Genomic DNA, 14,575 nt, shown 5'->3' on the forward strand with positions numbered 1-14,575 from the left:
AAGAATACTGAAAATTCAGATTTCGAACAGGTTTGATACGATATGAAGATCAGAACCGCACTTTTGGGAACTCTCATGGCATCCGCTTTGCTTGCGGGTTGTCAGGGTTCGTCTGTCTCCGATCTCAGTCTGCGTGCCGAAAAGCCACTGCCCCAGAAGATTGTTGCCAAGATGAAAGCGAAGGGCATGACCCGCACTTCGCCTGTCATGGTTCGTATTTTCAAGGAAGAAGGCGTTCTCGAAGTCTGGAAACAGAAGAATAATGGCAAATACGACCAGATTGCCTCTTACGAAATCTGTAAATGGTCAGGCAAGCTTGGACCGAAATTCATCGAAGGTGATCGTCAGGCACCAGAGGGTTTCTATACAGTTCGCCCGGCACAGATGAACCCGAATTCGCAATATCACCTTGCTTTTAACATGGGCTTCCCGAATGCCTATGACCGTGCACATAACCGCACCGGCCAGAATCTGATGGTGCATGGCGCCTGTTCTTCCTCGGGCTGCTATTCGATGACCGATGAAAGTGTGAGCGAAATTTATGCTTTTGGTCGTGATGCATTCAAGGGTGGTCAGCGCGATTTTCAGATTCAGGCATTTCCATTCCGCATGACCGCGGCCAATATGGCGCGTTACAAGAATGACCCGAATTATGACTTCTGGAAAATGCTCAAGCAGGGCTATGATTCTTTTGAAGCAACGAAAGTGCCGCCAAAAGTTGACGTCTGCGAAAAGCGCTATGTTTTCAACGTAGCAACACCTGACGGCCAGCCATTATCTCCAACCGGTGCCTGCCCGCCTTCGGCCAATGCCAGCTCCATGGCTTATGCCTCGTCCTATGAAAAGACGTTCCAGTCGGCTTTCAGTGCGGCACAGAAGAAACCTGCACCATCCATTCAGGGCATTAGCGAAGCCAAGCTCGTCTCTGCATGGAGCGCTGCGCGTGCACGCGGTGAAAAAGTAACGCGCGAACCGCCGTCGCTTTCGCCTGCATCGGCAGAAACGCCAAACGCCCCGGATATTGCACCTGCGCCAACGCCAATTTCGGCCCAGCCAACAGCAATTGCATCAACTCCCGCTATCGTTGATGCAACCCAGACAGCTTCTGTTCCTGTTCCGCAGCAGAACCCGGCCACTGTGGCACCTATGGCCACGGCAAACACCGTTGCAATCCCTGCGCCTGAAAAGAAAAAGCCATGGTGGAAACTCGGTGGGAATTAGAGCGCGTTTCGATCTGATTGAATCAGATCGGCGCTCTAACTCTTCTACCTTAAGCATAATCTTATCGATCCTCGTTGAACGAAAATCGGATCATGCTCTAATGCCACGCGATACTGATATTGAAATCTATGATCTGAGAGGACTTAAATGCCCTCTTCCCGTTTTAAAGACGCGCAATCGCTTGCAAAACATGCCAGCCAATGCGCTCCTCTGGGTGGAAACAACGGACCCTTTGTCGGGAATCGACCTTCCGCATTTCTGCACACAGGAAGGCCACACCCTGCTTTCGCAGGAGCGCAGTGAGAACCTTCACCGTTTTCTCATACAAAAAAAATAATTATCGCGTAGAATAACCCGGAATTGCCAGCGGATTATCCATCATTGCCGCGCGATCAGGACGATCAATCCCGGCCTTGCCAAGAAATGCATCAAAAAGCTCACGAATATAGGCTTCCGGCAAATCCTTGACGATCATGACCAGAAGCGTCTCATGCTCATCATTTGGCCATTTTGGCAAACGCGCAGGCGGGTGGAAAATCTTCTGCACACCATGAATGACCAGCGGACGCTCCGGGTCTTCCGCAATCTGCACAATGCCTTTCACACGCAAAAGTTTCTCACCATGGGTCGAGCGCAGCAGGTCCAGAAACATCTCGAAAGTTGAAAACGGGATCGGCTCCTTGTGGCGCAGCGAGAAAGAGCGGATTGCATCATCATGATGGTGATGGTGCCCATGATGATGGTGATCATGGTGGTCATGATCGCAATCAGGGCCGCACACATGATCATGGTCATGATGGTGCGAATGATCATGATGATCTTCATAGGCTTGAGCGTTCAGCCAGTGCTGCACATCTGCCGTTTTCGTTTCAGGATTATAAAGCCCACATTCAAACAAAGCTGCATAGCCTGTGCGCTTGTCCGATGCTTCAAGAACATCTGCACCGGGATTAAGCAGTTTCAACCGTGCTTTGAGCGCTCCAAGCCCGGCCTGCGCTTCCGGCATATCCGCTTTGGTGATGATAATGCGATCAGCCATTGCTGCCTGTTTGACGGCTTCCTCGTGATGATCGAGCGTTGCCATACCATTGACGGCATCAACCGTTGCAAGCACCCCATCCAGACGAAAAGCCTGCATCAAGACCGGATGCCCCATAATCGAATGCAGTACCGGCGCCGGATCGGCCAGACCGCTTGTCTCGATGATCACCCGCTTTAATGCCTTGATCTTTCCCGTCTGAAGACGGTCTATCAGATCGGCCAGCGTGTCGACCAGCTCGCCGCGCACCGTGCAGCACAGGCAGCCATCGGCAAGCTCGATCACCCCTTCGCTCGCTTCTTCAACCAGCAGATGATCGATACTGATCTCACCAAATTCATTGATAATGACAGCCGTATCGCTCAATGCCGGGTCTTTCAGCAAACGATTAAGCAAGGTGGTTTTCCCTGAACCAAGAAAACCGGTCAGAACAGAAACAGGAATGGGATGCGCCATGGTACGATCTTAATTGATTGAAGCCGCAGCACGCTGCGGGCGTGGCATTGGCAAAGGTATCTGCGAAATATCAAGCTGTCCGACTTTGGTAATCGTTGCAGGTGGTGCAGAAACAAGTCCAACCTGAACCGGAACAGGATCACGGGTCATCGCATGAATATAAGGCGAATTGAGCTGCAAACGCCCTTCAACATCGCGGCCATCCCAGCGATCAGCCATGGCTTGCTGATTACAAATCTGCTTGCGCATATCCACAGCCTGATTGATTGCACTGCTTGCTGGCGGAACCATTGATCCTAAAGTTGGCACACCCGCACCATTGCTGCGAAATGCATCGCTCATCAATTGCGCGGCCTGCACCGCACGGGTTTCCTGACGATCAGCCCCCAGAACCACAGCCAGAATTGTCCGGCCCTGACGGGTCGCAGAGCTGGCCAGATTAAAGCCTGACGCACAGACAAAACCGGTTTTCATACCGTCCGCACCATCAAAGCGGCCAAGCAGAATATTATAATTGGCCTGTGGCTTCTTGCCATCACCTGCATCAATGGCTTCGGTATTAAAGTAATGCGCATATTGCGGAAATTCACGGCGAAGCTGCACGCCAAGCACAGCCAGATCATGCGCGGTCGAATAATTGTTCGGATCGTGCAAACCATTCGGATTGGAGAAATGCGTTCCATGCATGCCGATACGCTGCGCTTCCGCATTCATGCGCTTGACGAAAGCTGCTTCACTTCCACCCACAGCCTCTGCAACCGCAACCGACACGTCATTGGCTGACTTGACCAGCATGATCTTGAGCGCATTATCAAGCGTCAATACCGAACCCGAACGATAGCCCATTTTGCTCGGCGGCTCTTTGGATGCATTCACGCTCATTTTGACCGGTGACTCAAGGCTCAATTGTCCAGCCTGAAGCGCCCGAAACGTCACATAGGCCGTCATCATCTTGGTGAGCGAGGCCGGATACCAGCGCTGGAATGGATCCTGCGCCGAATAAACCTTGCCGGTGGCTACATCAACGGCAATCGATGGATTAGCCAAAGCGCTCGACAAAGTCAGGGCTGAAAGAGCCGCTGCCGCACACAGGATTTTCAACGACTTCGAGATCATTCGTAGTTCCAATCAGCAAAAGCCCTAAACGGCTTGCGAATATATCAGTCAAATAGGAGGATTTATATCGCTCTTATCTATGCCATATGGCAATCAAAAGGCAAATAGAGCATGCGCAAAAAAGCGAGAGCACTTCTTCTGATCAGAGCACATCCCGAAAAGTGTGAAACGGTTTTCGGACAAAGATGCGCGTTAAAACAAATATTTAGAGCGCTGATCTGATTCACTCAGATCAGCGCTCTAAATCAAAAGAAATACTCCTCAAAGACAGATAATCTATTCGCTACAAAATTCGCTTTCAGGCTGGATCAGCTGCCGATTATTTTTGCAAGATAAACCCATACCGGTGCAGCGATAACAAAGCCCAGAACGCTTATTGCAAGCGAAGATGTTCCCGTGCGCGTATAGACCTGAAAACGGCTTGAGATGATAATGCCCGAAAAGGCGGGCGGAAGTGCAACGCTGAGAACCAGCATCTGCAATACAATCGGGCTAAGACCACATGCCCAGCCAGCAAGCAGGAATACGCCTGGCATCAGGATAAGTTTGAATGCTGTATTATAAGCAACCTCCCGATCCAGTTCTATCTTGTAGGCTGCGAGTGTAAGACCTGCCGCAAACACCGCTACGCTGGAATTTGCCTGTGCCAGAAGTTTGAAAGTCGGGTCAAATTGGGCAGGCACTCTGATGCCGATAAGAACAAGCACAACGGCCAATACCGGAGCCCATACAACAGGCTCTTTCAATGCTGAAAGCAATGCATTGTCCTTCGGAGCGCCGTCTGTTGACTTGTCACCGCCTCCGCCTGCATTCAACAGATAAAGACCGATCGGGATCGTAATTGCATTCACAACAATCGCCACAATTGCAATCACGAGACCAGTTTCAACACCTGTCCCGTAGAGCGGATCGAGAATTGCGTAGCCCAGAAATCCGATTGTTGGTGATCCGGCAATCAGGGCGCAAACGGCTGCCTCAGCTTTGCTGCGCTTGAAAAACCACTGCATCGTGAAATAGGACAGCATAAAAAGTGCAACAAGTCCGACAAATGAAATGATTGTCAAAGTCGCATTTTCAAACAACATTGCCCGGTCTGCGCGAACAATTGAAACAAAAAGCGCGGCTGGAAGCGCAAAATCGAGAACGAGTTTGTTAAAAACTTTTGCCTGGTCTTCAGCAAAAATATTCTTCTTGCCACTGACATAACCCAGAATCATTACAACAAAGATCGGGATGAGGTCCGAGACCAGCATCTTCGACATGAATTCTTCCATGATAGCTCCCCTTGACACAACCCACTGCATCAAAACCATCAGGTGAATGATCTGAGGTGATTAGCAGCGCATGACACCCAACAAAATGCACATAGTAAAATACAGTAAATGCAGGAGTTCGTTATTAATGAACGAACTCCTGACCTTAGAATTGGGCTATCAGCCCTTGACGATAGTCTGATATTTCTGACGCAGCGATCCCATCAATGGTTCACCAACATCCAGATGTCCCTTGACCAGCTCTTGCGGTGTTAATGCAAGCCAGTTGTTGAGCGAAATGTCTTTATATTCGCCGGTATGAAAAACATTCAGCACGCGGACCGGTTCAGTGCCGGTATTTTCAATATAATGGGCAAGAGTCTTGGGTACATAACCGACATCACCTGCCACGAAATCGAAAGTCCGTGCATTGTTGACAGCATCAAAAACCGTCATGCGGGCCTGACCGCTGATGTAATACTGAATTTCATCAGCATCAGGATGCCAATGAATTTCACGCATGCCACCCGGTTCCAGATCAATAAACAATGCAGCAAGATTGGTTGCTTCAAACGTCTTGTTATCAACGACCTGTGTGGCCCCGCCTTCAAAATGATTTTTCTGCTGCTTTGAGGCACGGAACACATATTTATCCGTAAAGGTCACAGCGCCAAGGTCACGGCGAACCTCTTCGATTGACGGTGGCACAGGCTGACGGAAAATATATTTTTCCTCTGAAGGAATGCCGTTAAAGGCGCTTTCAGGAACGCCAAAGTTTTTTGCAAGAACCTCACGCGGCGTATGGGCGAAAAGCTCTGTGACAAGAAGAGTCTGGTTTTCAGAAAAGTTTCCGTCGTTAAAGACGAGCACGAATTCCGTACCTTCTTCAAGCCCCTGGATCGCATGGGGAAACCCTGCAGGTGCAAGCCAGAGATCGCCCGGCTCAAGATCCTCAACAAGAGTCTGCCGCTGGTCATCCACGAGATAGAAACGGACCTTGCCTTTCAAAACATAGGCCCACTCAGCTTCCTTATGCCAATGCATTTCGCGTACAACGCCGGCAGGAAGACGCATGTTGACGATTGCCAACTCTTTCAGACTGCCCATTTCGCGCTGTGTGACTTCGCGTGCCCAACCACCGTCTTCAAGACGGTTATGTGCCATGGCAAAAGGGAATTTCAAATTTGGAATTCCGCCATGATCTGTTTCAGGTGGGAGAAAAATATCTGGATTCTGTGCTTCTACTGCCGGATTACGCGGCCCAACAATATCTGCACCCTTTGTACCCCGTATTGGCTGTATGATATCAGTCATTCAATCCGCCTTCCCAAAAAATAGAACCCTTTACAAGAGAGATTGAATACAAGTTAGGCCGATGCATCAAGTATAAATATTATTTTTAATTTAAAGTGACCCTATTGATATATTCTCAGAATCATCTACTTTTTTTCTCGCTATTAAGTAGGATAATTACAATTTTAGCGAAACTGTTCTTGATCTCATCAGCAGGTCCGGAGCATAATGGCGTTTGTCTCAGCCCCATCAACTATACAGGTCTATAACAGACAGGATATTTGCTTGTTCCAACAGCAATATATGTGATTTCAGCTTTAAAAGCTGCCTGTCCTGACGCAAGTAATAATCACCATCTCCATTCATTCCGCCGTAATGTCTGAAGCCAATTGTGAACATAAAAGCAGCTTTCAGAAAATGACGCGCTTGAACACAAAAAGATAGAGCATTTCCAATGTTTAAGTTAAACAGTAAATGCGTAAATACGGCAGGACTGAAATTATATGATTGCAAAACATTCATATAAACGAGTTCCAGGTTCAAAGTCATATCAGCGGACTATTGAACATGGGATCAGAACTTCAGTGTAATTTGCGTATCTGAATTTCATGAACGTCAATGCTAGAATATATGATGCGAGGTTTAAGTGACTGAAAATCAACCTTTGGGGCAAGATGTTGATGACACAAAAGCCCGCACGCACTCCCATGATCACATGCTCAGACCCGTTTTATTAATTGCAGGACCGATCATCGCAATCATAATTGCGCTTGTGATTTATTTTACCGGCGGTCGCACAGTTTCTGAAGATGACAGTTATGTTGGAGCGCCTAATATAACCATTGTCTCGCAGGTTTCAGGCCGCGTCATAGATGTTGAAGCACAGGAAAACGGACATGTTTCCGTTAATTCGACGCTTTTCAAAATTGACCCTGCTTTATACCGTATCGCTCTGGATCAATCAAAGGCGCAGGTACAGGCAGTACGGGAAAAGCTGGCCGGGCTTGCTCAGACCTATAAGCAAAATCTGGCCGCTGTAGAACAGGCTGAGGCCGATGTAACATATGCACAGGGCGAGTTTGACAGGGCGCAGCAGCTTCGCCAGACCGGTGTAGGCACCGTGCAGGCTGTTGATGCAGCACGGCGCAGTCTGCGCGTTGCTCAGGATCAGCGCCTTGCAGCGCAAGATGCCGCAAGCTCGACACTGGCTCTGCTGGGCGGTTCTGTCAATATTCCAATCGAGCAACAGGCAGAATACCTGCAAGCAATGGCAATGCAGGAAAAGGCTGAATGGAATTTGAGTCAGACCACTATATTGGCGCCCTTTGATGGCATCACCACCCAGGTCAGCAATATCCAGATCGGCACCTATCTTGAACCGGGTCAGGCAGCTTTCACGCTTGTATCTGAAAAATCATGGATTGACGCGAATATAAAAGAAACAGATCTAGCTCATGTAAAGGTGGGTGACCCTGTAGATATAGTCGTTGACAATTACCCCGATCTTCAGCTGAAAGGGCGCGTTGCCAGCATTTCTCCAGCATCAGGTTCGGTGTTTTCACTGCTGCCTCCACAAAATGCCAGCGGCAACTGGGTGAAGGTTGTACAGCGCATTCCAGTTCGTATTACAATTGATAATCGTCCTGAAGATATTCTTTTGCGCGTTGGTTCAAGTGCGAATGTAACGATTTACACCAATTACAAACGCACATTGAAAACACTGATAACTGACCTCGCAAGCATCGTGAACCTGTAATGGCATCGCCAATGATGGTAAAATCTGAGGTGACAGGCTCAAAACGGGTTGCGATAACGCTCTGTGTAATGGTTGCAACCCTTATGCAGGCGCTGGACTCCACCATTGCCAATGTCGCACTCCCCTATATGCAGGGTGCCCTGTCTGCTACAAGCACACAGGTCAACTGGGTTTTAACGTCCTATATTGTTGCTGCCGCCATTACCACACCGGCAACCGGCTGGCTGGAACAAAGGTTTGGTCGCCGGCAATTATTTATCATCTGCATCATTGGCTTTGTCTGTGCCTCGATGCTCTGCGGCACGGCGACCAGCCTGACAGAAATGGTCATGTTCCGGCTAATTCAGGGAATATTTGGTGCGCCGCTGGTTCCTCTGGCACAGGCAACCCTGCTCGATACTTATCCGCGCCGTATTCAGGGCCAAGCCATGGCCATGTTCGGCCTTGGGGTCATGCTCGGACCGATTCTCGGCCCGACACTGGGAGGCTGGCTCACTGAATATTACGATTGGCGCTGGGTTTTTTACGTCAATGTGCCGATTGGCGCCTTCGCCCTGTTTCTTGCTATAGGATCTCTTCCGAAGAAACCACCCAATCCCGATGCCCGGGTTGATGCTTTTGGCTTTGCTACACTTAGTCTTGCAATTGCCTCGCTCCAATTGTTTCTCGATCGCGGTCAGGAGCTCAACTGGTTTCAATCTGTTGAAATTCGTTTTGAATTTGGCCTGTTTGTTTTGGGCCTGTATCTCTTCATCGTGCATACGATGACAACACGCTCTCAAAGCTTTGTCGACCGCAAACTTTTCATAGATCGAAATTTCGTGGTATCGCAATTTCTTATCTTCGTGGTTGGCGCGGTACTGCTTGCAACGCTGGCAATGTTGAGTCCATATCTTCAGGAGCTGCTCGACTATCCCGTTTTGACTGCGGGAATCGTGCTTGCTCCACGCGGCATTGGAACAATGGCTGCGATGATTCTGGTTGGTCGACTGATCGGCAAGGTCGATATTCGACTGCTCCTGAGCGCTGGCTTCCTGATGACCGCTTTCTCATTATGGGAAATGAGCATGTTTACGAAGGATGTATCAGAGGCCACTTTGATAAGAACGGGCATAGTTCAGGGATTCGGAATAGGCTTTGTCTTTGTTCCGATGTCTACGGTCGCCTTCGCCACTTTGCCGGATGCATTGCGAACCCAGGGCACTGCTTTTTATAATCTGGTTCGCAATATTGGTTCGAGCGTAGGTATTTCTGTAATGAGCTTCTTGCTTGTAAGAAACGAGCAAATTATTCATTCTTCACTGGCTCAGCATATCTCACCTTACTCGCGTGCATTGCAGCAAGCAGGCAGCGCTGTGGATCTGTCCACCTTGCAAGGACGGGCAGAGATAAACAGTCTTGTCAGTGTGCAAGCAGAAGTCATTGCATATGCGGATTGCTTCTTGTTGATGATGTATGCCAGCCTGGCCGCACTTCCATTGATATTGCTTTTAAAGACTGCACAAAACAGTTCATCAAAGACAGTCTGATTTCCTGAAACCAGCACAATATTCATACGTCACTAATTTATCAGAATCAGAGGTATTACCTGAAAACGCTTGCGCCTGAACAAATCATGCGCAAGCTTTATAATATTTATACAAATATATTTACAAATATAAATTATTAAATAATAGTTAAAAAAACAAGCATGATGATAATACTTATTAAGTAAATATAAATTATAAAAATCTAAATAAGAGATCCATCATTAAAATGAAAACTCATAGTATAATTTTAAAATCATCAATATTATCTATGATTTGCACTTGTGCATGGGCTAATCAGCCTGTTCATGAGGCTTATGGCGCTTTTGGGGGAGCAAGAGCTGATGCGGTGAGCATATCAACAGACGGTAAAACCTTTGGCGTCAGGCGAATATCTCCTGGAATAGGCTATGATAAATCCTTCATAGTGACCCAGGATGGCATGGCCGACATTGGCTCTTTACTCGGCTCTGATCAGACCGCACTTCTGGCCGTGTCAGGAAATGGCATGGCCGCCATTGGTGACAGTACTTTTGGTTCAAGCCATACGCATGCTTTCTGGTGGTCACAAAATACCGGCATTCTGGATATTGGAACATTGGGCGGATCATCTTCTAATGCCAAAGCTGTTTCCGAAAATGGCAATATTGTTATTGGAGACAGTCAAATTTCCGGTGATGCAACCACCAATGTCTTTCGCTGGTCGCAAGAAGATGGAATCTCCAACATAGGAACGCTGGGCGGAATCTCGGCCTACTCCAATGCAATCTCCGCAGACGGCAGTACGATCGTCGGCTATAGCACGCTTGACAGTTTGGAGACGCGAGCTTTCAGGTGGACGCAGGCAACCGGAATGACCAGCCTTGATACACTTGGCGGCCTGAACTCGACAGCGCGTGGTGTTTCAGCAGATGGCTCTGTCATTGTGGGCGCCAGCGACACTACAGATAACAAACAGCATGCTTTCCGGTGGACACAGGCAACCGGCATGATTGATTTAAGCCCTTCAGGAAGTAGCTATAACAGCATTGCCGATTTCGTTTCCAAAGATGGCAAAGTGGTCGTAGGCATCACAGATGTAGAAAGTGGTTTTACACAGGCTTTCCGCTGGACGGCTGAAACGGGCATGATCAATCTGAGCTCGCTTGGTGGCGGCATGTCGAAGGCTCATGCCATAACGGATGACGGCAGCGCAGTCGTTGGCTTCAGTTATACAGATACAATGCAAATGCGCGCCTTTCGCTGGACGGCCAATGAAGGGATGATGGATCTCGGTACAATCGGTGGAGAAAACGCGGTTGCATTGGATATTTCTGGCGATGGCACTGTCATTGCCGGAACAGCAGAAACAGCCGAAGGGGAGCTTCACGCAACGCTTTGGAAAATTCCCAAGACGGATCATCATGTCAATCCAAATCCTGACCCAAATCCAAACCCCGACCCGGGCCCTGCCCCGGACCCAGACCCGGATTCAGCTACGAAACCGGGGAATGATATTGAAACCGGTTCAGGTGATGATTCATCTGCCGCTCCCGGCAATCCTTCCCCTTCCCCTGCCCCTGATTCAGGTTTGACTAAGAACCCGCCAGCAACAAAGCCCGGCATCACGCCTGTCGCCATCGACGTCAACCACACGCTCGCAACACTTTATCAAACGGCAGTCAGCAGTTTTTCCGCAATGGAAGGACAGCGCCTTACGCTTAACAAGCTGCAGAATGTTTGCGATGTGCGTGCTGCCGGCCAGACCTGCTATGCGCTGTTTACGGATTTCAGCGGTTTTGGCGATCAGAAAGACCTGTTGTCGGGTTTCACGCTGGGACACGGCTTCACGGAAAATCTTTCAGCGGGTTTCACTTTTGCACATTCATTCTGGCGCAATATGCCGGAAGGTTTTGATACTGGCAGTGATAATTTCGGTGGCGGTATCTATGCGCAATGGACAGACAAGGCCGCAACGGGTGATTGGTATCTACGGGCCAGTCTGGCAGGAAATCGTTACGATACCGATATAACCCGCTCCCTGCTCCCATACACAGAAGCAGGCACCGGCGAAAGCCGTTTTCAGGGATGGGGCACAGCGCTGGAACTTGGCCGGACAGACAATCTGAGCTTTCAGAATTCCCGTTTCGGATATTATGGCGGTCTCAGTTACAGCCATGTCACCATGCAGGGATATACAGAAAGCAATGCGCTGTTCCCTTTCACATATAGCGATATGAAATATGAGCTGACAACGGCCTATGCGGGTGCGCATTACAGCATCCCGCTCAATGACAGGTTTCAATGGTCCGCCAATATGAAAATTGAACAGGATATTGCCGATAAGACACCTCAATTCACTGCAAAGGCAGATTATATTGGTGTGGTTTCACTCGATTCTGAATTTTCTCATACACGTGGATCAGCATCGACAAGCCTGAGTTACCGGCTCAGCTATCAGGCCAATCTTGCACTGACGCCTTATTACATCCGCACTGCATCGCGCGAAAATGCTTTTGGTGCTCTGATCCGGCTTTCCGGCCAGTTCTGATTGCCCGACAGGAAATAAATAAAGCCTCGCGGCAGAACATGCCGCGAGGCTTTTTATTTATGGCTTCATGTTACCGCCAGCCAAGTTCCGGTGCGACATGTTTGAGGATCGCCTCAATCACATGAGCATTATATTCAACGCCAAGCTGGTTTGGCACGGTCAAAAGCAGCGTATCCGCTTCGGCAACCGCCTCATCCTGCGCAAGCTCCTTGATAAGAGCTTCTGGTTCGGCGGCATAGGAACGGCCAAAAATGGCGCGGGTATTCTCATCAATATAACCCACTGAATCCTGCTCCTTGCTGCCGCCACCAAAATAAGCCCGGTCGCGATCATCAACCAGCGCAAAGATGCTGCGACTTACCGAAACACGTGGTGTTCTGCTGTGCCCGGCTTCTTTCCATGCTTCACGATAGGCACGGATTTGTGCTGCCTGCTGAACATGGAACGGCTCACCCGTCTCATCATCCTTGAGTGTCGAGCTTTGCAGATTCATACCAAGCTTTGCCGCCCAGCGTGCCGTTGCATTGGAGCCTGCGCCCCACCAGATGCGATCCCGAAGACCTTCGGAGTGCGGTTCAAGGCGCAACAGGCCGGGAGGGTTCGGGAACATCGGACGTGGGTTTGGTTGACCAAAACCCTGACCTTTGAGCGCTTCAAAGAACACCTCGCCATGTTTGCGGCCCATATCGGCATCACTTGCACTCTCTTCCGGCGCATAACCAAAATAGCGCCAACCGTCGATCACCTGCTCAGGCGAGCCACGGCTAAGGCCAAGCTGCAAGCGGCCTTTCGAGATAAGATCAGCAGCACCGGCATCTTCCACCATGTAAAGCGGGTTTTCGTAGCGCATGTCGATAACGGCTGTACCGATCTCGATCTTGCTGGTTTTTGCACCCACGGCTGCAAGCAACGGAAAAGGCGAAGCAAGCTGACGTGCAAAATGGTGCACGCGGAAATAAGCACCATCTGCCCCCAGTTCTTCAGCCGCAACAGCCAGATCGATCGATTGCAAAAGTGCATCGCTCGCTGAACGGGTGCCCGATTGCGGTGAAGGGGACCAGTGGCCGAATGAAAGAAAACCTATTTTTTTCATAATCATATTCCTCGGGTGCCTGTCCTGCGATTGCAAAGGCACTTTTCAAGAGTTCTCGCAGAATATGGTCTTGTATGATAGCCACGGAAAGCCCCCTGAACACTGTGTTCATGAAACAGAATATAACGGCATATCAAAACAGGTTATGTGGACACGTTGACAGTCCAAACGGACCCGATTAAGCCTTGTTATCAGGCGGATAAACCTTCAATTTCGGACAGTGCGACATTGAACAAAGGGTGTAGGCCGACAAATGCCTTCACGGGCAAAGCACCGATACAGGGGAGATTTTCATGCGTTCCATGCTTCTGGCCTTGCTGGCCGCAACAGCCATAGCCACAACGGCTCAGGCTAAGGATGTAACTGTTGCCGTCACGGCTATTGTTGAACATCCGGCACTTGATGCTGCACGCGACGGCGTCAAGGATGCACTGGCTGATGCCGGTTTCAAGGAAGGTGAAAACCTCACTTTCATCTATCAGTCAGCACAGGGCAATCCGGCAACTGCCGCCCAGATCGCACGTCAGTTCGTCGGTGATGGCCCGGATGTAATTGTTCCGATCTCCACGCCTTCCGCACAGGCTGTTGTGTCGGCAACACGTGATATTCCGATTGTTTTCACCGCTGTTTCTGACCCGGTTGGCGCACAGCTTGTCAAGGATATGGCAAAGCCGGGCGGCAACGTCACGGGCCTTTCCGATATGTCGCCGGTTGTTGAGCATATCAAGCTCATCAAGGAAGTAATGCCGAATATCAAAAAGCTCGGCTATCTCTATAATTCCGGTGAAACAAATTCGGTTTCGCTACTGGAAGCACTCAAAGCTGCCGCCGCTGCTGAAAACATCGAAATCGTTGAATCGGCTGCCACCAAGTCGGCAGAAGTTCAGGGTGCTGCACGTGCTCTTATTGGCCGCGCAGATGCAATGTATGTGCCCACCGACAACACCATTGTTTCAGCGCTTGAAAGTGCAGTCGGCGTTGCAGAAGAAAGCAAGCTGCCACTTTTTACGGCTGACACAGACTCGGTAAAGCGCGGAGCACTCGCAGCTCTTGGCTTCAACTATTACGATGTCGGTAAACAGACCGGAGAAAAGGTCGTTGCAATTCTCAAGGGCGAAAAGCCGGGCGATATTCCTGTCGAAATCGCCAAGGGCACTGATCTTGTGATCAATCTTGGTGCAGCCAAAAAGATGGGCGTTGAATTTCCACAGGCTGTAATCGACCGCGCAACCAGCAAGATCGACTGATTGCAATTTTCATCATAAAGAAAAGGGCGGGACTATTTCCCGCCC

General features: G+C 49.5%; 12 protein-coding genes. 6 read left to right on the top strand and 6 right to left on the bottom strand.

Annotation, left to right across the window (positions count from 1 at the left end; translation table 11 throughout):
- The first annotated feature begins 42 nt into the window (after window positions 1-42).
- Entirely contained in the window at window positions 43-1,221 is a 1,179-nt protein-coding gene (locus tag FHY56_RS12690; RefSeq protein ID WP_140905569.1) for a L,D-transpeptidase family protein, read from the top strand.
- A 100-nt stretch (window positions 1,222-1,321) separates the two neighbouring features.
- Complete coding sequence (locus FHY56_RS12695) at window positions 1,322-1,558, top strand: sulfurtransferase TusA family protein (RefSeq protein WP_140905570.1); 237 nt, start codon at window positions 1,322-1,324, stop codon at window positions 1,556-1,558.
- On the opposite strand, the gene FHY56_RS12700 is transcribed toward FHY56_RS12695, so the two are convergent.
- The 5 genes from FHY56_RS12700 to FHY56_RS12720 all read right to left on the bottom strand — a co-directional run bounded on the left by FHY56_RS12700 (window position 1,559) and on the right by FHY56_RS12720 (window position 6,900).
- Window positions 1,559-2,716, bottom strand: coding sequence for a CobW family GTP-binding protein (locus tag FHY56_RS12700; RefSeq protein ID WP_140905571.1), 1,158 nt, complete (start codon window positions 2,714-2,716; stop codon window positions 1,559-1,561).
- A 9-nt stretch (window positions 2,717-2,725) separates the two neighbouring features.
- Window positions 2,726-3,832, bottom strand: a complete 1,107-nt coding sequence (locus FHY56_RS12705; protein WP_140905572.1) for a D-alanyl-D-alanine carboxypeptidase family protein — start codon at window positions 3,830-3,832, stop codon at window positions 2,726-2,728.
- Between the two features lie 308 nt (window positions 3,833-4,140).
- Window positions 4,141-5,094, bottom strand: a complete 954-nt coding sequence (gene yfdV, locus FHY56_RS12710) for a transporter YfdV (protein ID WP_235889490.1) — start codon at window positions 5,092-5,094, stop codon at window positions 4,141-4,143.
- A gap of 171 nt (window positions 5,095-5,265) precedes the next feature.
- A complete protein-coding gene (locus FHY56_RS12715; protein WP_140905574.1) occupies window positions 5,266-6,399 on the bottom strand; it encodes a cupin domain-containing protein in 1,134 nt (377 codons plus the stop codon).
- A gap of 228 nt (window positions 6,400-6,627) precedes the next feature.
- Entirely contained in the window at window positions 6,628-6,900 is a 273-nt protein-coding gene (locus FHY56_RS12720) for a hypothetical protein (RefSeq protein WP_140905575.1), read from the bottom strand.
- A 124-nt stretch (window positions 6,901-7,024) separates the two neighbouring features.
- On the opposite strand from FHY56_RS12720, the gene FHY56_RS12725 reads away from it, so the two are divergent.
- From FHY56_RS12725 to FHY56_RS12735, 3 genes are all read left to right on the top strand, one after another.
- Window positions 7,025-8,134 (top strand): HlyD family secretion protein, encoded by a 1,110-nt coding sequence (locus tag FHY56_RS12725; protein WP_235889491.1) that lies wholly within the window; start codon window positions 7,025-7,027, stop codon window positions 8,132-8,134.
- Window positions 8,135-8,145: 11 nt separating this feature from the next.
- Window positions 8,146-9,663, top strand: coding sequence for a DHA2 family efflux MFS transporter permease subunit (locus FHY56_RS12730; RefSeq protein ID WP_140905576.1), 1,518 nt, complete (start codon window positions 8,146-8,148; stop codon window positions 9,661-9,663).
- A 346-nt stretch (window positions 9,664-10,009) separates the two neighbouring features.
- Complete coding sequence (locus FHY56_RS12735; protein WP_158447761.1) at window positions 10,010-12,190, top strand: autotransporter domain-containing protein; 2,181 nt, start codon at window positions 10,010-10,012, stop codon at window positions 12,188-12,190.
- A gap of 70 nt (window positions 12,191-12,260) precedes the next feature.
- Here the strand turns inward: FHY56_RS12735 and FHY56_RS12740 are convergent, their stop codons facing one another.
- Complete coding sequence (locus tag FHY56_RS12740; protein WP_140905578.1) at window positions 12,261-13,283, bottom strand: LLM class flavin-dependent oxidoreductase; 1,023 nt, start codon at window positions 13,281-13,283, stop codon at window positions 12,261-12,263.
- A 293-nt stretch (window positions 13,284-13,576) separates the two neighbouring features.
- Between FHY56_RS12740 and FHY56_RS12745 the strand changes: the two genes are divergently transcribed.
- Complete coding sequence (locus FHY56_RS12745) at window positions 13,577-14,530, top strand: ABC transporter substrate-binding protein (protein ID WP_140905579.1); 954 nt, start codon at window positions 13,577-13,579, stop codon at window positions 14,528-14,530.
- The last annotated feature ends 45 nt before the right edge of the window (window positions 14,531-14,575 follow it).

The sequence above is a fragment of the Brucella gallinifaecis genome (assembly GCF_006476605.1).
In the GTDB taxonomy this organism is placed as follows: domain Bacteria; phylum Pseudomonadota; class Alphaproteobacteria; order Rhizobiales; family Rhizobiaceae; genus Brucella; species Brucella gallinifaecis.

Bases quoted from the DNA above. Each gene is read 5' to 3' on its own strand.
- yfdV (WP_235889490.1), bottom strand. From the start codon at position 5,094: ATGTCGAAGATGCTGGTCTCGGACCTCATCCCGATCTTTGTTGTAATG.
- FHY56_RS12700 (WP_140905571.1), bottom strand. From the start codon at position 2,716: ATGGCGCATCCCATTCCTGTTTCTGTTCTGACCGGTTTTCTTGGTTCA.
- FHY56_RS12695 (WP_140905570.1), top strand. From the start codon at position 1,322: ATGCCACGCGATACTGATATTGAAATCTATGATCTGAGAGGACTTAAA.
- FHY56_RS12740 (WP_140905578.1), bottom strand. From the start codon at position 13,283: ATGAAAAAAATAGGTTTTCTTTCATTCGGCCACTGGTCCCCTTCACCG.
- FHY56_RS12730 (WP_140905576.1), top strand. From the start codon at position 8,146: ATGATGGTAAAATCTGAGGTGACAGGCTCAAAACGGGTTGCGATAACG.
- FHY56_RS12720 (WP_140905575.1), bottom strand. From the start codon at position 6,900: ATGAATGTTTTGCAATCATATAATTTCAGTCCTGCCGTATTTACGCAT.
- FHY56_RS12705 (WP_140905572.1), bottom strand. From the start codon at position 3,832: ATGATCTCGAAGTCGTTGAAAATCCTGTGTGCGGCAGCGGCTCTTTCA.
- FHY56_RS12690 (WP_140905569.1), top strand. From the start codon at position 43: ATGAAGATCAGAACCGCACTTTTGGGAACTCTCATGGCATCCGCTTTG.
- FHY56_RS12745 (WP_140905579.1), top strand. From the start codon at position 13,577: ATGCGTTCCATGCTTCTGGCCTTGCTGGCCGCAACAGCCATAGCCACA.
- FHY56_RS12715 (WP_140905574.1), bottom strand. From the start codon at position 6,399: ATGACTGATATCATACAGCCAATACGGGGTACAAAGGGTGCAGATATT.